The sequence below is a fragment of the Arthrobacter terricola genome (assembly GCF_004354015.1).
Lineage (GTDB): Bacteria > Actinomycetota > Actinomycetes > Actinomycetales > Micrococcaceae > Arthrobacter > Arthrobacter terricola.
Map to the genome: position 1 here is coordinate 70682 of NZ_SMRU01000026.1, position 20869 is coordinate 91550.

The following is a 20869-nucleotide window of genomic DNA, read 5'->3' on the forward strand; positions in this document are numbered from 1 at the left end:
AGCCCAGTCTCCATGATGCCAGCGGCTTTCCCTGTTCCGACTGTAGGCTTCCCACAAAGAACTGGGCATGGCTGGGGTGGCCGCCCACGATTCCCGCGGCGCAAGCGGCCTAGTGGCCCATGCCCAAGCCGCCGTCCACCGGGATGACCGCTCCGGAGATGTAGGCAGCCTCGTCGCTCGCAATCCAGCGGACGACGTTTGCCACTTCCGATGCTTCCGCGAAGCGGCCAGCGGGAACGCTCGCCAAGTACGCCTTCTGGGTGTCCTCGGAAAGTTCGGCCGTCATGTCCGTGCTGATGAAACCGGGAGCCACCACGTTGGCCGTAATGCCGCGGCTGCCCAGCTCGCGGGTCAGCGAGCGGGCGATGCCCACCATGCCTGCCTTCGAGGCCGAGTAGTTGATCTGGCCCGGCGCGCCGTAAAGGCCGGATACCGAAGAAATCAGCACCACGCGGCCCTTGCGGAGGCGGATCATTCCTTTGGAGGCGCGCTTGATGACCCGGAACGCTCCCGTCAGGTTGGTGTCGATGACGGAGGTGAAGTCCTCTTCGCTCATGCGCAGGAGGAGGGTGTCCTTGGTGATTCCAGCATTCGCCACGAGGACTTCGACGGGCCCGTGGGCAGCTTCCACTTCCTTGAACGCCGCGTCGAGCGAAGCCTCGTCAGTGACGTCGGCCTTGACGCCAAGGATGCCTTCCGGCAGGGGCGTCTCGCTGCGGTACGTCACGGCAACCTTGTCCCCGTTGGCAAGGAAGGACTCGGCGATGGCCAGGCCGATGCCGCGGTTTCCACCCGTCACGAGGACGCTCCGGCCGGCTGATACTGCTTCAGGCATGCTCTTCTCCAAGGTTCCGCGGCAGCACCTTGCCGCTTGAAAGTGGGTGATTTCCTCGATCGATCTTAGCTGCCGGTAAGCCCGCGCCCCCTGCAGCGCGCCCCGGCGCGGTTTGGGCGCCCCCGTTCCATGGTGAGAGAATTGAGGGAAGCCGTTGGAGCGTGATGAATCAGTCGTGACAAGAGACAACAGTCCCCTGGATGTGCCGGGAGATCCGGACGCCGTTTCGGGTGACCCTGTAGTACACAGCATTACCGACGCCGCTGCCGCCCACTCGGACGATATGCGCGAGCGGATGATCAAGTATGCCGTGGCCATGGGCATCCGCATGGTGTGCATCATCCTGATCTTCGTGGTGGATGGCTGGTTCAAGATCATTGCGATTGCCGGCGCGGTTTTCCTGCCGTGGATCGCCGTCGTGATCGCCAACGGCAGCGACAAAGCCGAGGTGCATAGCGACGCGTTGTTGGATTACCTGCCGTCCGGCGAGCTGGAGGCTCCCGCGGCCGAGGAATCCGAGAGTGCGGGCACCGCCGTGTTCGAGGGCGAACTGGTCGACGACGAGGCCGGCGCCGCCTCGGAGAGCCCCAAGCAGGACGACCCCAAGCAATACACCAGGAACGACGACGGTATCCGTCAGGAGAACGATTTCCCGCGGGAAGGACAACCCATTCCCGCCGGCGAAAAGCACACGTATCCGCACCGCGGAAGAGAACAGGCGGCTTCATGAACATCTTCACAATGGGCAGCCCGGGGGTCGACGGCGGGCAACAAGCCGCCGGTGAGGATTTGCCCAAGGCGATGTGTTCGCGCAAAGGCTGCCGGGCGGACGCCACGTGGCAGCTCTTGTGGAACAACCCCCGCGTCCACACGCCCGACCGCCGCAAAGTCTGGCTTTCCTGCGGCGAGCATCGGGAGTGGCTCGAGGACTACCTGCAAACGCGGGGACTCTGGAAAGAAACCATTCCGTTCGATAGTAGCGACAACGAAGCCGCTGCTGCAGGCGAGGTCCGCTGAATGTACCGTTTTCTCTTCTCCAGCAAGTGGCTGGGCTATTTCGTCCTGGCCGCGATCTTCGCCACTGGCTGCGTCTTCCTTGGCCGCTGGCAAATGGACCGGCGGGCCGAGACGTTGGCCGAGATCAACCGGGTAGTCACCAATTATTCGGCTACGCCCATTCAGTTCGCCGCTGCCAAGCAACAATTCCAATCCTTGAATCCGGACAAGGAATGGACCCAGGTGGAACTGCATGGCCATTACGAGGTTTCCGATGAACGCGTTGTCCGCAACCGTCCCCTCAACGGCCAGCCCGGCTACGAAGTCGTGGTGCCGTTCCGTCTGACGAGCGGAGAGGCAGTGATCGTCGACCGTGGATGGCTGCCTATCGGAAACAACACCCCGGGACATCCGGACAGTATCCCTGCTCCGCCCTCAGGCGAGGCGACCGTCGTCGTACGCTTGCAGGCCTCTGAACCCAATCTGGACCGTGGCGTGGTCGAAGGCCAGTTGGCGTCCATCGACCTCCCCTCCTATGCCAAAGAACTGAGTTACCCCATAATGACGGGCGCGTATGGACAGCTCGCTACGGAGTCTCCGGCGGTGCAGCCCATGCCGGCTCCTTTCGCCATGCCCTCCACCGACGAGGGGACGCACCTGTCCTACTCGCTGCAATGGTTTGCCTTCGGCGTGCTGATGTTCGTCGCGTTCGGCTATGCGGCCAAGCAACAGGCGCGCAACGCCCGGATCGATGCCGAGGACGAGGAAGAGGAGATCGGCGCCACTCCGCGTCGGAAGGTGCCAGCCCCGCGGAAGTCGAAGCGGGACACCGACGAAGATGAGGAAGACGCCATCCTGGATGCGCAAGGCTACTGACACGATTCCGGTTCCCGTCCGCAACGTGAAATCGGCGCTCGTTGCCGCCGGGGCACAAGACACAGTGCGGACATTCGAGGACAACGTTCCGACGGCGGCGGCCGCCGCCGCGATTCTCGGTTGCGACGTTGCGGCGATCGCCAACAGCCTCGTCTTCGAGCTCGACGGCGCACCCTTGCTGATCCTCGCCAGCGGAGCTGCGAAAGTGGATACGGCCTTGGTCGCTGCCACCTTGGGGTCCGCGAAGATCCGCCGCGCAAGCCCTGCCTTCGTCCTGGAGCACACCGGGCAGGCAGTAGGCGGCGTCGCACCGGTAGGCCACCCGCAACCGATCCGCACCCTCCTGGACTTATCGCTCGAAGGACACGAGCTTCTCTGGGCGGGAGCCGGCGACCATTATTCGATGTTTTCCATCACGTACAGCGAACTCCAACGCATCACGTCCGCGGAGCCCTTGCGGGTCCGCTGAGGCGCCGGCAAGTACCCGCGGTTGATGGGCCTTGCGGCACACATTGATCTCTTCGCGGCTCCCGATAGGCTGGGTGCCATGGCTGAATTCACGTACGTCACGTACATCGAAGGAACCCCTGATCGGATCTGGACGGCGCTGACGGATGCCGCACAGAGCGCCGAGTACTGGGGACACGCGAATGTTTCCGATTGGAAGTCCGGTTCCCGCTGGGAACACCAACGCACCGACGGATCCGAAACGGCCGACGTCGTCGGGACCATCCTGGAAGCCACGCCTCCCACCCGGCTCGTAAATACGTGGGAGGATCCGGCCAATCCGGGCCTCGGGAAGCCCGACGTCGTCACGTTCACCATCGAGGCCCATGACGGCGTTGCCCGGCTCACCGTCCACCACCGGAACATCGCCGACGACGAGCAACTCGCCATCGCGAGCCACGGATGGGCGGCGGTCATATCCAACTTGAAGAGCTACATAGAACTCGGCCGTCCGCTTCCCCACGCGCCGTGGGAGATGCCGTAATCGAAGAAGCTCCGACCGGCCAGGTCCCCTTAGGCGAGGGTAATGAGGTCGAGGTAGTCAGCGCTCCAATGGTCCTCGACGCCGTCCGGGAGCAGCACAACCCGTTCCGGGTTGAGCGCTTCGACGGCGCCTTCGTCGTGGCTCACAAGCACGACGGCGCCGGAGTAGTTCCGCAGGGCACCCAGGATCTCCGCGCGGCTGGCGGGGTCGAGGTTGTTGGTGGGTTCATCAAGGAGCAGCACGTTTGCGCTTGACGCCACGATGGTCGCGAGTGCCAGGCGCGTCTTCTCGCCGCCGGAGAGCACTCCCGCCGGCTTGTCGACATCGTCACCGGAGAACAGGAAGGAACCAAGGATCCCGCGGACTTCCGCGTCTTTCATGTCAGGCGCGGAGGAACGCATGTTTTCCAGGACGGTGCGCTCGTGGTCCAGGGTTTCGTGTTCCTGGGCGTAGTAGCCCACCTTGAGTCCGTGGCCGGGAAGGATATCCCCGGTATCCGGCTTGTCCACGCCGGCGAGCATCCGAAGCAGCGTCGTCTTGCCCGCGCCGTTGAGTCCAAGGATAACCACCTTGGATCCGCGGTCGATTGCGAGGTCCACATCCGTGAAGATTTCCAACGAGCCATAGGACTTGCTCAATCCCTCCGCGGTGAGCGGAGTCTTGCCGCAGGGAGCGGGATCCGGGAAGCGCAGCGCGGCCACGCGGTCGTGCTCGCGGACGGCCTCCAGCCCGCCCAACAGGCGCTCGGCACGCTTGGCCATGTTCTGCGCGGCGACTGCCTTGGTGGCCTTGGCGCGCATCTTATTGGCCTGGTCCATGAGGACCTGGGCTTTCTTTTCGGCGTTGGCCCGTTCCCGCTTGCGGGCGCGTTCGTCGGTTTCGCGCTGCTGGAGGTACCGCTTCCATCCCATGTTGTAGAAGTCGATCTGCGCGCGGTTCGCGTCCAGGTGGTACACCTTGTTGACCGTGGCTTCGAGGAGTTCGACGTCGTGGCTGATCACGATCAAGCCGCCCTGGTGGCTCTTGAGGAAGTCGCGAAGCCACGAGATGGAGTCAGCGTCCAAGTGGTTGGTGGGCTCGTCCAGGAGCAGGGTTTCAGCGTCGGAGTACAGGATCCGGGCCAATTCCACGCGTCGGCGCTGGCCACCCGACAGGGTCTTGAGTGGCTGGTTGAGGAGCCGGTCAGGCAGGGCGAGATTGGAGGAGATCGCCGCAGCCGCAGCTTCGGCAGCATAACCGCCGCCAGCCAGGAACTCGGCTTCCAAACGGTCGTAGCGGTTCATTGCCTTGCGCTGGACTGCCGGGTCTTCGCTGGACATGTCCGCTTGTGCTTGCTTCAGCTTGCCCACCACGACGTCAAGGCCGCGGGCAGAGAGAATGCGGTCGCGTGCCAGCTGCTCCATGTCCGGAGTGCGCGGGTCCTGCGGAAGGTATCCGATTTCGCCGCTGCGGGTCACCTTGCCGGCCGCGGGGAGTCCCTCGCCGGCGAGCACACGGGTAAGGGTGGTCTTGCCGGCACCGTTGCGGCCGACCAGCCCGATCTTGTCCCCTTTGTCTATCCGGAAGCTGACCTGGTCCATGAGCAGCCGGGCGCCGGCGCGCAGTTCGAGTTCCTGGACGGTAATCACTTCGGGAAATGCCTTTCAACGGGGAACACCCACCGCGCCGGAATCCACGGCGCTGCAAAGGTGGAGGGGCCGCAAGAACGGCCTGTCCAAGTCTACTGGCAGGGCGGCCGACTCGCGCCATCCGCTCCTCCACGGCCGCACATCTAAGCGGCAGCCGGGCCGATGGGCGCCTTCCCCGACGAAATTGTGGGACCGCCCCAACGGCCTTTGCCGCGCATTGTGGCACCGCGACAAAAAGCGCCTCCGGCTTCCTCAGTAACCTCGAAAAGAAGGGTTTCCCTGTGACCACCCCGGCCTACCCAGGCCACCCACCCGCACCCCCAAAAAAGAGGACTCCATGAGCAGTACCGAAGCCGCACCCGCGAAGCGATCCCCCCAACGCATTCGCTGGACCTCCACCGACATCGGCCTCATTGCAGTATTCGCGGCCTTGGTTGCCGTCTCCGCCGTTGTTCCCGGAATCCCTGTCGGTGCCCTGGGCGTCCCAATCACCATCCAGACCCTCGCTGTCATGCTCACCGGCCTCGTCCTGGGCGGCGGGAGGGCCTTCGCCGCCGTCGGGCTTTACACCCTCCTTGGTTTCGCCGGCCTTCCGATCTTCAGCGGCGGCCGCAGCGGCCTCGGTATCCTCGCGACGCCGTCCGCCGGATACATCATTGCTTTCCCGCTGGCTGCCGCCGCGGCCGGCTGGCTGGCGGCGCGCATTGTGCGCAAGACGAGCAAGTACCGCACTGTGTTGCTCTTCGCCGCGGCGATGCTCTGCAGCATCGTCCTCATCCATGGCCTCGGTGTGGTGGGCTTCATGGTCAACGGCAAGTTCGACTTCGCGAAAGCGTTCCTCGCCGACCTTCCCTACTACCCTGGCGATACCATCAAGAATGTCCTTGCTGCCGTGATCGCGGTCGCCCTCCACAAAGCGTTCCCGGACATCCTGGTCCGCCGTGCGCGCCGCACGAACAACACAACCTCGAAGTAGAACAGAAGAAGCAACACGTGGGTTCCATCATTCTCAACGCCGTCTCAGTAAGTGTCTACGAGGACGAGCACTCCTCGCCCAAGGCCTTGCTCCAGGACGTCTCGCTGGAACTCACTGAGCAGCGCATTGCCGTCATCGGGGCCAACGGCTCGGGGAAGTCCACCTTGCTGCGCTTGCTCAATGGCCTCGTGCCTCCGAGCCAGGGTACTGTCACGGTGGACGGAGCCGACACCGTTGCTGAAGCACGGAAGGTCCGCAGCCAGGTCGGGTTCGTGTTCACCGATCCGTTGTCGCAATTGGTCATGCCCACCGGGCGGGAAGACGTCGAGCTTTCCCTTCGGCGTTCCGTCAAGAACCGCAAAGAACGGGCAACCCGCGCGGAATCCGTCCTTGAGCGGTTCGGCCTCCTGCCGTTGGCCGACCAGAGCATCTACGAACTCTCCGGCGGCGAACGCCAACTGCTTGCGTTGGCTGCCGTACTTGCGGTGAATCCCGCTGTCCTGGTCCTCGACGAACCGTCAACCCTCCTGGACTTGCGCAACCGCGAACTGCTGCGGCGCACGCTCGCGGACTTGGAGCAGCAGATCATCCTGTCCACCCATGATCTCGAGCTCGCGCTGGAAGCGGAGCGGGTCCTGGTGGTGGATGGCGGAAGGATCGTGTTCGACGGCGGGGCGAGCGACGCAGTCGAACATTACCGGGCGCTGTGCTCGGCGGTGGTCGAGGCTCCCGGTCCGCGAAACCATCCGCAAAACCAGGTGCAGGCGCCATGAGGCGCCGCGGCGTCTTAATCCCGTACTACGTGCGCGGCAACTCGGTGGTGCATCGCACGCCGCTGTGGTTGAAGTTCCTGCTGGTTGCGGCCTGCGGCCTGGCGTCTTTCCTGATTGTCGACTGGCTCGTCTCGGCAGTGGTCCTGGCGATCATGTGCGCACTTTTCCTGCTGAGCGGCGCGGGCTTCAAGCGGCTCATCCGCGCTGTCTGGCTAGTGACCCCGCTCCTCGCGGCAGTCGGCGCGTTCCAGTGGTGGCAACTCGGCGGCCCTGTCGCGGCGAGGATTGTCCTCAACGTACTGGTTTGCGTTGTTGCGGCTTCGGTCCTGACGGCGACCACCCCTGTGCAGGCGTTGCTTGACGGCGTGGTGGCGCTTTCGAAGCCTTTCCGCCGTTTTGGCGCGGATCCGGAGCGCTTCGCGTTGACCATCGCCATCATGCTGCGGAGTATTCCGTTCATCGCGGGGGCGTTCAGCGATGTCCGCGACTCGGCCCGTGCCCGCGGGCTGGAACGCAATCCGCGCGCCTTGGTTCTGCCGGTATTCATCACCACCGTCGCTTATGCCCGCCAGACGGGCGATGCCTTGGCCGCGCGCGGCTTGGGCGAAGCAGAGGATTCGCCTGTCGATTGAGGTACCGCCACAATTACTGCAGTCGCGAATAGCGGAAAAGAGCCGCTGTCCCCATTCCGCCGGCGATGCTGATCATCGCCAACGCTGTGGCCACTATGCCGGGTTGCCCTTCAGCGATCCTGCGGGCTTGCGCCAGAAGCCGGGTAACCAACACAGCCCCGGAGGCCCCGTACCCGTGCCCCAAGGCCAGCGCGCCGCCGTCGAGGTTTGCCCGTTCGGAGTCCACGCCCAAGGCATCAAGGCAAGCAATGGCTTGCGCGGCAAATGCCTCATTGAATTCAATGAGGTCGAGATCAGCCGCGCCGAGCCCGCTTCCTGCAAGGAGTCGTTTCGCCGCAACAGAGGCGCCGATGCCCAGCAATTCCGGGCGGACACCCGCGGTATCGCACCCCAGCACCAACAAGCCGTCTTCGGCGCCCAATTCGCGTGCCCGCTGCAAGGACGTGATCACGACGGCGGAAGCGGCGTCCGCGTCGAAGCATGAGTTCGCCGCGGTGACGGTGCCGTCCTGCACGAACGCGGCGGGAAAACGCGCCATGAGTCGGGGGGTCAGCGACGCGCGCGGCCCATCGTCCTCCCGCACGATACTGGTACCGGCGCCGAGAGGAACGATTTCCGGTACGAACGTTCCGGCTCCCCTCGCGGCCACCGCGCGATTGTGGCTTCGCAACGCGAATTCGTCCTGCCGTTCGCGGCTGATTCCGTATTCCCGGGCCACGTTCTCGGCAGCCACGCCCATGTCCGGATCGCCGAACTCCGGCGGAACGAAGCTAGCCCTGGAATAGAAGTGCGGCCCGCCGTCGGGATCCGGATTTCGACGCGCCCGCAGTGGCGCGGTGCTGATGCTCTCCACGCCGCCGGCCAGGTAAATGCCGTTTCCCCCGGCGGCTACGAGTCGGGACGCCAAGGCGATCGCATCCAGCCCGGAACCGCACTGGCGGTCCACAGTGAGTCCCGGAATATCGACGGGAAGCCCCGCCTGTAACGCGGCGTACCTGGCCAGGTTTCCCCCACCACCCACGGCGTTTCCGATGACGACGTCGACGACGTCCGAATCGGCCACTCTTGCGTCGTCAAGGAGTGCCCGCAGGACCGGCGCGAGGAGGTCCTCCGCCCGCAGGGCCTTGAACTGTCCGTTCGCCCGGCACACAGGTGTCCGCCGGGCGGCGATGATGATCGGCTGTCTGGCCGGATCCAGCTCCAGGCTGCCGCTCGCGCCGGCGCCAGGCAAACTGCTAAGCAAGGGGTTTCGCCCGTGAATCGTTGTTCTTGATCCAGTCGAGGAAAATCTGGCGGCTCACTTTTCCACGGTCCGTCACCGGCAACTCGGACAGCGCGAAATACTGCAACGGCCGCTTATCCCGTGCGAGCAAGCCGTCCAGGCCGGTCTTCAGCTGCATCGCCGTCACGGAACCATACGCAGGAAGAATGCCCGCCACTACTTTCTGGCCACGCACATCGTCCATCATGCCGGCCGCCACGGCGGCCGAAACCCCGGGGATCGAAGCAAGCGCCAACTCCACTTCGTGGGGATACACGTTCTTGCCCGCCGTGATGATCATGTCCGATCGGCGCCCAAGGATGTGCAGGACCCCGCCATCCAGATAGCCCTGGTCCCCGACCGTAAACCAGCCATTGAAGCAACGCAGCGCCTGGCCGTCGTCACCCCAAAGGTATCCGTTGCTGACCATTCCACTGCGTACGCTGATGTTCCCGTGGGCTCCCGGCGGAAGTTCCGAGCCGCCGTCGTCCAGGATCTTGAGTTCGACGCCAGGAAACGGGCCACCGATTCCTGTTCCGCCAGCGTCGAGCGGCTCCCCCGCGGCAAGACGGGTTCCGGAAACGAAACTGAGCTCGGAGGCTCCGTAATATTCGAAGATGGCGGCGTTGGGCGCCCAGCGGCGGGCGGCTTCCAGCGTGCGGGAGTCCAGCTTCGATCCAGCGCAGATGATGCTGCGCACCCCCGAAGCATCCACTCCTCCCACCAATCCCCGCTCGCTCAAGAGGCGCAACATGGTGGGGGCCAGGACGAGGCGGGTGACGCCGTCGTGGCTGATGGCCGCGTGCGCATCACCGACGTCGAACGTCTCCAAAGTGTGGAACGCCGCGCCGGCGTAGAGGCATTCCGACAGTGCGTAAAGGTTCAAGCTGGCAGACAGCGGCCCTGGAGCCAGCGTCTTGTCCTCCTGCCCAAGCCCGAAAAACTCAATGGAGGCCTCAAAGGACACCTGCCAGGATCGCCGGGAACGGGTGAAGGCCTTGGGAATGGATGTGGTTCCGGACGTCAGGCCGATGAGGAACGTGCTGCTTGGAGCGCCATCGGCCAAATCCTCGGTTGGGCCGTCCTCTCCCGCTTCCAGGCCGGAAACGGCCGTGTGGTTGATTCGCTGCGACACTTCATCGATCATGGCCTCGGGCCACAAGGGATCGAGTACTGCGCAGCTTCTTCCGCCCGCGACGGCCGCAGTGTAGGCCGTAACGAACTCCACGGAGTTATGTTCGGCGAGGATCGTCGTCGAACCGGTTGTGGGCAGCCGCAACATCGCGGCATCCCGGAGACCGGCCCAGGTGAGCCGCTTGCCGCCGACGACGACAGCGGTGTCGTCGGGGCGTTCATCGGCCCAAAGCTGAAGTTTATCCAAGAAAGGCATCACCGAAATTTTAGCGCCCGCCCCACGATCCCGGCCTCTCTATGACGACCGCTCGAGTTTGTGTACAGCTGACACCCGTTAAAAGGCGATTTAAGGGGTGTCAGGTGTACACAAACTCCCGGAATTAACGCACGACGACGGCAGGTTGCCCTTGGGGAAGGCAGCCGGCCGTCGTCGTCATGGTGATGCGTTAGATGTTGAAGCCGAGGGCCCGCATCTGGTCGCGTCCATCCTCGGTGATCCGCTCGGGACCCCATGGCGGCATCCACACCCAATTCAGGCGCCAGTCGTCCACGATGCCGTCGAGGGCCTGGCCGACCTGCTCTTCAAGCACGTCGGTCAACGGACAAGCGGCTGTGGTCAGCGTCATATCGATGAGCAGCGCGCCGTCCTCCTCGGAGTACTTCAGACCGTACAGCAACCCAAGGTCCACCACGTTGACACCGAGTTCGGGGTCAATGACATCCTTGAGCGCCTCCTCGACATCCTCGAGGTTGGTGCGGGCCGCATTGATTTCGGTCATGGCGGGTGTCCTAACTAGGCCTGCGCTGCAGAGGCAGCAGCAACGCTTGCTGCGCCGGCGCCCTTGGCGTAACGGTCGTAGCCTTCTTCTTCGAGGCGGTCAGCCAATTCCGGGCCGCCTTCTTCAACGACCTGGCCATCAACGAACACGTGGACGAAGTCCGGCTTGATGTAGCGCAGGATGCGAGTGTAGTGGGTGATGAGCAGGGTGCCCATGTTTCCCGTCGCGTGGGCGCGGTTGACGCCTTCGGAGACAACCTTCAGGGCGTCGACGTCCAGACCGGAGTCGGTCTCGTCGAGCACCGCGAACTTCGGCTTGAATAGTTCGAGCTGGAGGATTTCCACACGCTTCTTCTCGCCACCGGAGAAGCCCTCGTTGACGTTGCGCTGTGCGAAGTCGGCGTCGATGCGCAACTGCTGCATGGCGGCCTTGACGTCCTTGGTCCAGGTGCGCAGGGCCGGTGCTTCGCCGTCGATCGCGGTCTTCGCGGTACGCAGGAAGTTGGTCATGGTGACGCCCGGAACTTCAACCGGGTACTGCATGGCGAGGAAGACACCTGCGCGGGCGCGCTCGTCGACGCTCATGGCCAGAACGTCTTCGCCGTCGAGCGTGATGCTGCCGCTCGTGACGTTGTAGCGCGGGTGGCCGGCAATGGTGGACGCCAGCGTCGACTTGCCCGAACCGTTGGGGCCCATGATTGCGTGGGTCTCGCCGGTCCTGATGGTCAGGCTGACGCCTTTCAGGATCTCCTTGGTTCCCTGCTCCGTCTCGATGCTGACGTGCAGGTCCTTGATCTCAAGAGTTGACATGCTCTTCTTTCTTTCGTAAGTCTTCAGGCACTTGGCGCTCAGTAGTTTTGTACCGAGGCGCCGTTCACAACGTTGGTCACGTCCACATAGACGTCGTCGCCGTCGAGGCTGACGGCAAAGACGGGGACGGGGTCATAAGCAGGAAGCTGCAAGGGCTGTCCGGTGCGGAGATCGAATTGGGAGCCGTGCCCCCAGCATTCGATCGCGCAGCCTTCGACTTCACCCTCGGAGAGCGAAATGTCCGCATGCGAACAGGTGTCCCCGATGGCATGGATGCCACCCATCGAGTCTTTCACGATGGCTACAGGGTAGTCATCGATCAGGATGCGCAACGCTTGCTTGACCTGGATCTCGTTGGCATTGCACACCAGTTCGCCCTGGGGCTTGTCGCTCATAGTCCGTTTCCCTGCCTGGCTCGTATTAGTTGTCGCTCGCGGCGAGTTCGCGCTCAACAGCTTCCGTCAGGCGCTCTTCGAGGGCCGGAACCTTGATCTGCTGGATGATCTCGTTGAGGAATCCGCGGACCACCAGGCGGCGGGCAACGTCTTCCGGGATTCCACGGGCCATGAGGTAGAACAAGTGCTCGTCGTCGAAGCGGCCGGTGGCGCTGGCGTGGCCGGCACCTTCGATCAAGCCGGTCTCGATTTCGAGGTTCGGCACCGAGTCGGCGCGTGCACCGTCCGTGAGGACCAGGTTGCGGTTGGCCTCGTAGGTGTCCGTGCCTTCTGCCTCCTTGCGGATCAGCACGTCGCCAACCCAGACCGTGTGTGCGTTGCGGCCCTGGAGCGCGCCCTTGTAGAGGACGTTGGACTTGCAGTTTGCTACCGCGTGGTCCACGAACAGTCGCTGCTCGAGGTGCTGGCCGGCGTCCGCGAAATACAGGCCGAACATCTCAGCCTCGGCACCGGGTGCCGTGAAGCGGGTGGACGGCGTCAGGCGCACGAGGTCGCCGCCAAGGCTGACCACGATGTGCTTGAACTTGGAGTCCCGGCCCAGCTTGGCCTGCTGCGAGGAAGCGTGGACGGTGTCGTCGTTCCATTCCTGAAGCGAGATAACTGTCAGTTCGGCGCCGTCTTCCACCAGGATTTCGACGTTTTCCGAAAGGGTCGCGGTTCCCTGGTGGTCAAGGACGATCCGCGCCTTGGAGAAACGCTCGGCCACGATCACGATGTGTTGGGCAGCTGCTTCCACGGAGGTTCCGGTGAGCACCACGGACACTTCGCCGTCGAGCTGCTGTTCGGCCTTCACGGTGATGACCGTGGCCTCAGTAAAGTGCTCCCACGCGTTGGCGGAAACGCGGTCCTCGGGAATCGCGGCAAGGCCGATGCGCTTGTCTTCGCGGCCCACCGTTTCGACGACGACGCCTTCCGGAGCGGTAACCGAGACAGACGGAGCGGTGCCGGAGAGGGCCTCCGAGTGAAGTCCGCGGAGCCGCTTGAGCGGCGTGAAGCGCCAATCCTCTTCCAAGCCGGTGAGCGGCTTGAAGTCAGCGAGCTTGTACGAAGTGAGGCGGCCGGCACGCGAGCTGTCGGGAACACCGACGCCGCCACCGTGGGAGTGGCTCTTGGCCGAGGCGCCGGCAAGGGGACCCGACGGCGGGGCCTGTTCGGCCGTCGTCGGGCTGGTGCCGGTGTTCAGCGGCGAGAGGTTCTCGCCTTCTTCGGTGAAGCCGTCGATATATGGCTGTGCCGAGGGCGCGCCGATGCGGGCCTTTTCAGTAGTGATTTCAGTCATTGCTAACCGACGGATCCTTCCATCTGCAGTTCAATCAGGCGGTTGAGTTCAAGGGCGTATTCCATCGGCAGCTCGCGGGCAATCGGCTCGATGAAGCCGCGAACGATCATTGCCATGGCTTCGTCCTCGGGCATGCCGCGGGACATCAGATAGAAGAGCTGCTCCTCGCTCACCCGGGAAACGGTGGCCTCGTGGCCCATCACAACGTCATCCTCGCGGATGTCGATGTAGGGGTACGTGTCCGAACGGGAGATGGTATCCACCAGCAGGGCGTCGCAACGCACGGTGTTGGCGGAATGCTTCGCACCCTCGCGGACCTGGACCAGGCCGCGATAAGCTGCTCGGCCACCGCCGCGGGCTACCGACTTGGAAATAATGGAGCTCTTGGTGTTCGGCGCGATGTGGACCATCTTGGAGCCGGTGTCCTGGTGCTGGCCTTCGCCGGCGAACGCGATGGACAGGGTTTCACCCTTCGCGTGCTCACCCACGAGGTAGACCGCCGGGTACTTCATGGTCACCTTGGAACCGATGTTGCCATCGATCCACTCCATGGTGCCGCCTTCTTCGCAGATGGCGCGCTTCGTCACCAGGTTGTACACGTTGGTGGACCAGTTCTGGATGGTCGTGTAGCGGACGCGGGCGCCCTTCTTCACGATGATTTCCACCACTGCGGAGTGGAGGGAGTCCGAGGTGTAGATCGGAGCCGTGCAGCCTTCGATGTAGTGGACGTACGAGTCCTCGTCGGCAATGATCAGCGTCCGCTCGAACTGGCCCATGTTCTCGGTGTTGATGCGGAAGTAGGCCTGCAGGGGGATCTCGACGTGAACGCCCTTGGGGACATACACGAAGGAACCGCCGGACCACACGGCCGTGTTTAGCGAGGCGAACTTGTTGTCGCCCACCGGAATGACGGTGCCGAAGTATTCCTGGAAGACCTCAGGATGCTCCTTGAGGGCGGTATCGGTGTCGAGGAAGATCACGCCCTGCTTTTCCAGGTCCTCGCGGATCTGGTGGTAAACAACCTCGGACTCGTACTGTGCCGCAACGCCGGCGACGAGGCGGCTGCGCTCGGCTTCCGGGATGCCCAGCTTCTCGTAGGTGTTGCGGATGTCCTCGGGAAGGTCTTCCCAGGTCGCGGCCTGCTTCTCGGTGGACCGCACAAAGTACTTGATGTTGTCGAAGTCGATACCCGAGAGGTCCGCACCCCATGTAGGCATCGGCTTGCGGTCGAAGTACTTCAAGCCCTTGAGGCGCAGGTCAAGCATCCATTCCGGCTCGCTCTTCTTGGCCGAAATGTCGCGGACAACCTCTTCATTGAGACCTCGACGCGCGTTGGCGCCAACGTCGTTCTTGTCAGCCCATCCGTATTCATAGTTGCCAATACCGTGCAGCTCGGGATTCTTTTCCAGAATCTCCGAGATCACAGCACCGTCAGCTAGCGCTTTCTCTGCTGTTCCTTCAGCTAATTGACCCGTCATCACGGCCTTTCTTACTGATTGTTGGATTCGACATGGGCACCGGCCGGACGTCCGGGGAATCCGAGGGACTCCCTGGCCGCTGGCCTGCCCGTTGGAATGTGGGTGGTGCAGACGTGTCCGCCCTGGGCAAGGGTGGAGAGCCTGCGGACGTCGACGCCGACCAAGCGGGAAAACAGCTCGGTCTCGGTGTCGCAGAAAACGGGGAATTCCGCAGCGAGTTGCTGGATGGGGCAATGGCCCTGGCACAACTGCACGCTCGAAAGCGATGCGGGCAGCGGCGCCTTGGCGGCGATTGACGCTGCCGAAGCGACGTAGCCGTCCCTTGTCAGTGCCTCGGACAACGCCATGGCACGGGCCGTGATATCGGATCCCGCGCGGTCAATCTCGGGTGCGTAGCGCTGTTCCATTTCAGCGAAGCGCTCAACGACGTAGTCCTTGACGGCGCCCTCGCCCGCGAGGTCGCGAAGACGGCGCAAGGCCGAACTTGCGATATTGAGGTAGTCGTCGCCAAGCTTGGATTGACCCTGCGAACTCAGGACGTACCTGCGCGCGGGGCGGCCTGCTCCAGCTCCGGCCCGGGCGACCCGCTTTACTTCGATGACACCCGCGCGTTGCAAGTGGTCAAGGTGGCGGCGGACCGCTGCTGGCGTGAAGCCAAGCATGTCCCCAAGTTCGGCAGCGCTGACCGGGCCGTGTTCCAACACCGCGTTCAGGACGCGGTCGCGGGTCCGGTCTTCGGCCTCGGCTACGCCTGCGGCAGGACCGCCAGGCACGTGCGCGACGGCGCCGTGCCGCATGGCGGGCACAGAAACAGAACTCCTCATGGAATACACAACACAATCATGTCGTAATTTACTCCCGCCATCCAGTAAGGCAAGGCTGACCTGCCTGCCCCACCGAACCCACCCCTACTACTTCACGTAGAATATTCTGGTGCGATCCCCCGAATCCCCCGTCCTCACCATCGAAGGACTCATCAAGGACGTCGGCCCGCTGGCTTCACTTGACGGCAAGATGCTCCGCGTCGTGAGCGGACTGTCCTTGTTCGCCGAACGCGGCCAGATTACCGCCCTGCTGGGCGCCAACGGAGCCGGCAAAACAACAACGCTCGAGTGCGCGCAAGGGCTGCAGAAGCGCACCGGAGGCCATATCGGACTCCTCGGCGAGGACCCGGATTCCGCCGGAGCCGGACTGCGCTCCCGCGTCGGCGTGATGCTGCAGGATGGCGGCTTGCCGCCGTCGGCCCGTCCCATACCGCTTCTCCGCCATATTTCCGGCATGTACGAAAACCCGTTGCCCCTTGAGCCGCTCGTCGAACGCCTGGGCATCGACACCTTCGCCCGTACCGGCGTCCGCAGGCTGTCCGGAGGACAGAAACAGCGCCTCTCACTGGCCGCCGCCCTGATCGGAAACCCGGAAGTCCTCTTCCTGGACGAGCCCAGCGCCGGCCTTGACCCCCAATCCCGGCAGATCGTCTTCGAGCTCATTGCCGAATTGCGCGACGCCGGCATGGGCATCATCCTGACCACCCACCTGATGGATGACGCCCAAAGGCTCGCCGACTACGTGTACATCATCGACGCCGGACGCAATGTTGCCGAGGGAACTGTGGCCGAATTGCTAAGCCACGGCCACGACGCCATGGACGGGATCACGGAACGCACACTGTACTTTGACGCACCGGCTGGCCTCGACATCGCCGGAGCACTTGGCAGCGAAGTGACAGTCACCGAAAGCCGCGCAGGCAGTTACTCGGTTTCCGGAACACTGACCCCGCAGCACTTGGCAAAGCTCACGGCATGGTGGGCCGAGAAGGGAATAATGCCGGTGTCGCTTCGCCTGGAAGCCCGCAGCCTCGAAGACGTTTTCCTGGACATCTCCGGAAGGGACATCCGATGACCAGCCCATTGCCCGTGCTCGAGACCAAGCACGCGGGCCCCGCTCCCCTGTTTCGCCGGATCCTCCTCCAGGGCCGCTACGAGACCATCACGATGATCCGAAACGGCGAACAGCTGATCCTCGCGATCATCCTGCCGCTCCTGGCACTCGTCGGGCTCACTGTCACACCGTTGCTGGACGGCCTGGGAAGCAGCCGCGTGGATATCGCCGTGCCGGGCATCCTCGCCTTATGCGCCATGTCCACCGCGTTCACAGGCCAAGGCATTGCCACCGGTTTCGACCGCCGCTACGGAGTGCTGCGCTTCCTCTCGACCACCCCTCTGGGGCGGACCGGCCTCATTGTCGGCAAGATCCTGGCCGTCCTTGCGGTTCTGGTCCTCCAGGTCCTCATCGTCAGCGTCGTTGCCGCCCTCCTTGGCTGGCATCCGCGTCCTGAAGGTTGGCTGCCTGGATTGTGCCTCTTGATCCTCGGCGCGGCAGCGTTCACCGCACTCGGATTGCTGGTAGCCGGCACCGTACGGCCGGAAGCCACCCTCGCCATCACCAACCTGCTGTGGATCCTGCTTGGCGCCCTCGGTGGAATAGTGGTCCCGGCAGAACGCCTGCCGGCGCTGGCCCAAAACATCGTGCACTTCCTGCCCTCGGGCTCTTTGGGTCAATCGCTCCGCGACGCTTTCCTCCACGGCACGGTCTCGCTGCCCTACGTGGTGGTATTGCTGCTGTGGACCATTATCCCGGGGGCCGCCGCCGTCCGCTGGTTCAAATGGAACTAAGAACCCGTCGCACCAGCCCGAGTCGAGACCAAGAATTGAGAAACCTGTGAGCACGGCTTTCCGCCTTCCGAAGACCTTCCAGCAACTCGTCGCCAAGCTGCCGACGGAAGTCAACAACACCGTCCGCAGGCTCGCAATGTTGTCACTCATTGGCCAGACGGTACTCGTGGTGACGGGCGGCGCCGTCCGGCTGACATCCTCCGGCCTCGGCTGCCCGACGTGGCCACGTTGTACCAGCGGTTCCCTTGTCAACACCCCGGAGATGGGCATCCACGGCTTCATCGAGTTCGGGAACAGGACCCTCACCTTCGTTTTGGCCGCCATTTCGGTGCTCACGCTGGTTTACCTTTGGAACCTCCGCAATGAGCGCCGAGACCTTTTCCTCCTGGCTCTGGGCCTTCTCGCCAGCATTCCTGCACAGGCGATCATCGGCGGCATTACCGTGCTCTCCAACCTGAACCCATGGGTGGTCGGCCTGCATTTCCTCGTCTCCATGGCCCTGATCGTGTTCTCGACCCTCCTCGTCAATCGCGCCTCCGGCCGGACCGGACGCTTCATGACCCGGCAACTGCCAACGATTCCGGGCGCCATGGCTCCCGTCATGACGGCCGTGGCGTTATTCTCAGCGGTGGCCGTGTGCCTCGGCGTCATCGTGACCGGCGCGGGACCCCACGCCGGCGACGCAAACGCACCCCGCAATGACCTCGACTGGGATCTCGTCTCGCACATTCACGCCGTTCCGGCATACCTGATCACTGCGGGAACTTTGTTCGCTTGCTACATCGCCTTCCGCAAGGGAATCAAGGGCTTGTTCCGTTCAGCCGCGCTGATGCTGCTTGGCGTGACCGTACTCCAGGCCGTCATCGGCTTCACCCAGTACTACAACGGCATTCCAGCGCTCCTCGTCGGGGCGCACATGCTGGGCGCCGCCTTGCTCATGAGCGCGGCAACCAACGCGGCCGACGTCGCACGTTTCAGCCCGAAGGGCTGAGCGCCCGAACCGCGCAAAGCCCTGAAGCGCCCGACGGCGGAAGCCGGCTTCCGCCGTCGGGCGCTCCTTTTGGGACCGGACCAGTCCGCAGTTCAGGGAGTTCAGGCCGGATCTACCGGACCAACGGAAAAAGCCCTCGTCCACATGGAACCATGTGGACGAGGGCTTTCTCTTTATGCAGTCACTCCAGGCGGCTGCACAACCGGCCCGGCGAGTGTCAGCCGCCGATGATGGGCGAACCGATAAACGGATCAACTGCCAGGGCGATGAAGAGCAGGGTCAGGTAGCTGATGGAGCCGTGGAACACCTTCATGGCACCCTTGTTCGAGACGTCGCCGCTTTGGGCACGGTTGTAGAGCGCGTGTGACTCGTACAGGAACCATCCCCCCGCCAGCACCGCCACGATGGTGTAAAGCCATCCTGCACGTCCAACCGGCACCATGAGCAGCGAGCAGGCAACCATGGCCCAGGCGTAGAGAACCACTTGAACGGACACAACTTTGGCCCCCGCAATCGCGCCCAGCATCGGGACGTTGGCGTTGCGGTAGTCCTCGCCGTAGCGCATCGAGAGAGGCCAGTAGTGCGGCGGAGTCCACAAGAAGATCACCATGAAGAGCACGACGGCGGGCAACTCGACGGTGTTGGTCACTGCTGCCCAGGCGATCAATACCGGGAAGCACCCGGCTGCTCCTCCCCAGACGATGTTCTGGGCGGTGCGGCGCTTGAGGATCATCGTGTAGATGACGACGTAGAAGACAATCGCGCCCAAACCAAGCCAGGCGGACAACGGATTGGCCCCGAACCACAGGATGGCGATGGACGCAGCGCCGAGGATCCACGCAAAGACAAGGGCTTCGCGTGGGGTGACTTCTCCCGTCACAAGGGGCCGGTTCTCGGTTCGGTGCATCAACTTGTCGATATCGCGGTCGATGTAGCAGTTGAACACCCCGGCGCTGCCGGCGGCGAATGCACCTCCCACGAGGGTCGCAAGGATCAAGCCGATGGAAGGGAACCCGCGCTGGGCAAAAATCATGGTGGGCAGGGTGCTGACCAACAGCAGTTCGATGACGCGCGGTTTGGTCAGTGCCAGATACGCCTTGAACTTACGGGACAGTCCGGGCTTCCCTGTAGTCGGGGACGCATTGAGGGGCGTATCTGTTGTGCTCACGTTGGCAGTCACTCTGTTCTTTGCTCCGGGTTCTCGCAGCGGCGGCACCCCATCGATCAAGACGCCGCGTCACTGCGCGCGCGTTGGCAACCCAATAGTCGGCAGCCCGGACGTCATGTAAATCCGGACGCGCTTGGATACCGTGGTTCGATCGAAGGCGCACTCACCGCTGGTGGCCTCCAAATATCATACCGTGGCGGATCCGGGGGCTTGGCACTCGAAACTTTCCTTTGTTTCCGAAAGTTCACCGGGGCTTTGGCGTCTCCGTGATTCATAAATCGGAATTTGCGTCCACTTTTTGAGATTCCCGCGAAAAAGGGCCGAAAATCGGGCTAAGCTGTCTGGAGATCAGCACACGCAGGTTTCTGAGAAAGCGTATTCTCAGACGTGCATGTCTGGATGATAGATCAACGTTTCAATGGTGAACGGCTGGTAGATACTTCGCAGCGGGCGCCATCTTGTGCCCCATGCCTGCCACGTCCGCATCACTAGCCGTCAGCACAGAGAGGGGCTCGGTTTACGTGCCACATTTGGAAGAGCAAGAACTGTCCTGGACCAGCCTGGACCAGCGTGCCGTGGATACGGTTCGTGTTTTGGCTGCTGACGCGGTGGAGAAGGTCGGCAACGGCCACCCGGGCACGGCGATGAGCCTCGCCCCGGCCGCGTACCTGTTGTTCCAGAAGCTGATGCGCCACGACCCGAAGAACCCGGACTGGATCGGCCGTGACCGGTTCATCCTCTCCCCGGGCCACAGCTCCCTGACCCTGTACATCCAGTTGTTCCTGGCCGGCTACGGCCTGGAGCTGAAGGACCTTCAAGCGTTGCGGACCTGGGGTTCGCTGACCCCGGGCCACCCGGAATACAAGCACACCGCGGGTGTGGAAATCACCACCGGCCCGCTGGGCCAGGGCCTGGCCTCCTCGGTCGGCTTCGCGTACTCCCAGCGCCGCCAGCGCGGCCTGTTCGACGCCGACGCCCCGGCCGGCACCTCCCCGTTCGACCACACGATCTGGGTCATCGCCTCCGACGGCGACCTGCAGGAAGGCGTGACCTCCGAAGCGTCCTCGCTGGCCGGTCACCAGGAACTGGGCAACCTCGTGGTGGTCTACGACGAGAACCACATCAGCATCGAAGAC

The 20869-nt window shown here is 63.5% G+C and carries 21 protein-coding genes and 2 pseudogenes; 12 read left to right on the plus strand and 11 right to left on the minus strand.

The window, feature by feature from the left end:
* Nucleotides 1–109 precede the first annotated feature (109 nt).
* On the minus strand, nt 110–835 hold the full coding sequence (locus E1809_RS19620) for a beta-ketoacyl-ACP reductase (protein ID WP_133205917.1): 726 nt from the start codon (nt 833–835) through the stop codon (nt 110–112).
* A 154-nt stretch (nt 836–989) separates the two neighbouring features.
* Between E1809_RS19620 and E1809_RS19625 the strand changes: the two are divergent.
* From E1809_RS19625 to E1809_RS19645, 5 genes and pseudogenes are all read left to right on the plus strand, one after another.
* A pseudogene (locus E1809_RS19625) lies at nt 990–1418 on the plus strand (DUF3099 domain-containing protein); the annotation flags it as partial.
* A gap of 143 nt (nt 1419–1561) precedes the next feature.
* Nucleotides 1562–1852, plus strand: a complete 291-nt coding sequence (locus E1809_RS19630; RefSeq protein ID WP_133205919.1) for a hypothetical protein — start codon at nt 1562–1564, stop codon at nt 1850–1852.
* Nucleotides 1853–2707 (plus strand): SURF1 family cytochrome oxidase biogenesis protein, encoded by an 855-nt coding sequence (locus E1809_RS19635; protein WP_133205920.1) that lies wholly within the window; start codon nt 1853–1855, stop codon nt 2705–2707.
* On the plus strand, nt 2691–3176 hold the full coding sequence (locus E1809_RS19640; RefSeq protein WP_133205921.1) for a YbaK/EbsC family protein: 486 nt from the start codon (nt 2691–2693) through the stop codon (nt 3174–3176). The genes E1809_RS19635 and E1809_RS19640 overlap by 17 nt, the downstream gene beginning before the upstream one ends.
* Nucleotides 3177–3254: 78 nt before the next feature.
* Nucleotides 3255–3698, plus strand: a complete 444-nt coding sequence (locus E1809_RS19645) for an SRPBCC domain-containing protein (RefSeq protein ID WP_133205922.1) — start codon at nt 3255–3257, stop codon at nt 3696–3698.
* Between the two features lie 29 nt (nt 3699–3727).
* Here the strand turns inward: E1809_RS19645 and abc-f are convergent, their stop codons facing one another.
* A complete protein-coding gene (gene abc-f / locus E1809_RS19650; protein ID WP_133205923.1) occupies nt 3728–5326 on the minus strand; it encodes a ribosomal protection-like ABC-F family protein in 1599 nt (532 codons plus the stop codon).
* Nucleotides 5327–5663: 337 nt separating this feature from the next.
* On the opposite strand from abc-f, the gene E1809_RS19655 reads away from it, so the two are divergent.
* The 3 genes from E1809_RS19655 to E1809_RS19665 are packed head-to-tail and all read left to right on the plus strand — an operon-like array spanning nt 5664 to nt 7707.
* Nucleotides 5664–6302 (plus strand): biotin transporter BioY, encoded by a 639-nt coding sequence (locus E1809_RS19655; RefSeq protein WP_133205924.1) that lies wholly within the window; start codon nt 5664–5666, stop codon nt 6300–6302.
* Between the two features lie 17 nt (nt 6303–6319).
* The gene (locus E1809_RS19660; protein ID WP_133205925.1) at nt 6320–7075 is read left to right on the plus strand and encodes an energy-coupling factor ABC transporter ATP-binding protein; all 756 of its coding nucleotides are present in this window, start codon (nt 6320–6322) and stop codon (nt 7073–7075) included.
* Nucleotides 7072–7707 carry an energy-coupling factor transporter transmembrane component T family protein gene (locus tag E1809_RS19665; protein ID WP_133205926.1) on the plus strand — a complete coding sequence of 212 codons (636 nt, stop codon included), beginning with the start codon at nt 7072–7074 and terminating at the stop codon, nt 7705–7707. Before E1809_RS19660 ends, E1809_RS19665 begins: the two co-directional genes overlap by 4 nt.
* Before the next feature lie 13 nt (nt 7708–7720).
* On the opposite strand, the gene E1809_RS19670 is transcribed toward E1809_RS19665, so the two are convergent.
* The 8 genes from E1809_RS19670 to E1809_RS19705 form a co-directional block, all read right to left on the minus strand.
* On the minus strand, nt 7721–8950 hold the full coding sequence (locus E1809_RS19670; RefSeq protein WP_235835691.1) for a thiolase family protein: 1230 nt from the start codon (nt 8948–8950) through the stop codon (nt 7721–7723).
* Complete coding sequence (locus tag E1809_RS19675; protein WP_133205928.1) at nt 8943–10358, minus strand: class I adenylate-forming enzyme family protein; 1416 nt, start codon at nt 10356–10358, stop codon at nt 8943–8945. The genes E1809_RS19670 and E1809_RS19675 overlap by 8 nt, the downstream gene beginning before the upstream one ends.
* A 190-nt stretch (nt 10359–10548) precedes the next feature.
* A complete protein-coding gene (locus E1809_RS19680; protein ID WP_133205929.1) occupies nt 10549–10881 on the minus strand; it encodes a metal-sulfur cluster assembly factor in 333 nt (110 codons plus the stop codon).
* A gap of 14 nt (nt 10882–10895) precedes the next feature.
* Complete coding sequence (sufC, locus tag E1809_RS19685) at nt 10896–11690, minus strand: Fe-S cluster assembly ATPase SufC (protein ID WP_133205930.1); 795 nt, start codon at nt 11688–11690, stop codon at nt 10896–10898.
* Between the two features lie 38 nt (nt 11691–11728).
* Nucleotides 11729–12085, minus strand: coding sequence for a non-heme iron oxygenase ferredoxin subunit (locus E1809_RS19690; RefSeq protein WP_133205931.1), 357 nt, complete (start codon nt 12083–12085; stop codon nt 11729–11731).
* A 25-nt stretch (nt 12086–12110) separates the two neighbouring features.
* Nucleotides 12111–13424 carry a Fe-S cluster assembly protein SufD gene (gene sufD / locus E1809_RS19695; RefSeq protein WP_133205932.1) on the minus strand — a complete coding sequence of 438 codons (1314 nt, stop codon included), beginning with the start codon at nt 13422–13424 and terminating at the stop codon, nt 12111–12113.
* 2 nt (nt 13425–13426) lie between these two features.
* Nucleotides 13427–14902, minus strand: coding sequence for a Fe-S cluster assembly protein SufB (sufB, locus tag E1809_RS19700; protein WP_133205933.1), 1476 nt, complete (start codon nt 14900–14902; stop codon nt 13427–13429).
* An 11-nt stretch (nt 14903–14913) separates the two neighbouring features.
* The gene (locus E1809_RS19705) at nt 14914–15726 is read right to left on the minus strand and encodes a helix-turn-helix transcriptional regulator (protein ID WP_133205934.1); all 813 of its coding nucleotides are present in this window, start codon (nt 15724–15726) and stop codon (nt 14914–14916) included.
* Between the two features lie 109 nt (nt 15727–15835).
* Here E1809_RS19705 and E1809_RS19710 point away from each other — a divergent pair, with 109 nt between their 5' ends.
* Genes E1809_RS19710 through E1809_RS19720 form a run of 3 tightly spaced genes read left to right on the plus strand, consistent with a single transcriptional unit; the run spans nt 15836 to nt 18565 of the window.
* Nucleotides 15836–16801 carry an ABC transporter ATP-binding protein gene (locus tag E1809_RS19710; protein ID WP_133205935.1) on the plus strand — a complete coding sequence of 322 codons (966 nt, stop codon included), beginning with the start codon at nt 15836–15838 and terminating at the stop codon, nt 16799–16801.
* A complete protein-coding gene (locus E1809_RS19715) occupies nt 16798–17574 on the plus strand; it encodes an ABC transporter permease (RefSeq protein WP_133205936.1) in 777 nt (258 codons plus the stop codon). Before E1809_RS19710 ends, E1809_RS19715 begins: the two co-directional genes overlap by 4 nt.
* A 46-nt stretch (nt 17575–17620) precedes the next feature.
* Complete coding sequence (locus tag E1809_RS19720) at nt 17621–18565, plus strand: COX15/CtaA family protein (RefSeq protein ID WP_133205937.1); 945 nt, start codon at nt 17621–17623, stop codon at nt 18563–18565.
* 217 nt (nt 18566–18782) lie between these two features.
* Here the strand turns inward: E1809_RS19720 and E1809_RS19725 are convergent, their stop codons facing one another.
* Nucleotides 18783–19745 carry a heme o synthase gene (locus E1809_RS19725; protein WP_133205938.1) on the minus strand — a complete coding sequence of 321 codons (963 nt, stop codon included), beginning with the start codon at nt 19743–19745 and terminating at the stop codon, nt 18783–18785.
* Between the two features lie 518 nt (nt 19746–20263).
* Between E1809_RS19725 and E1809_RS19730 the strand changes: the two are divergent.
* Nucleotides 20264–20869 (plus strand): annotated as a pseudogene (locus tag E1809_RS19730) (transketolase); the annotation flags it as partial.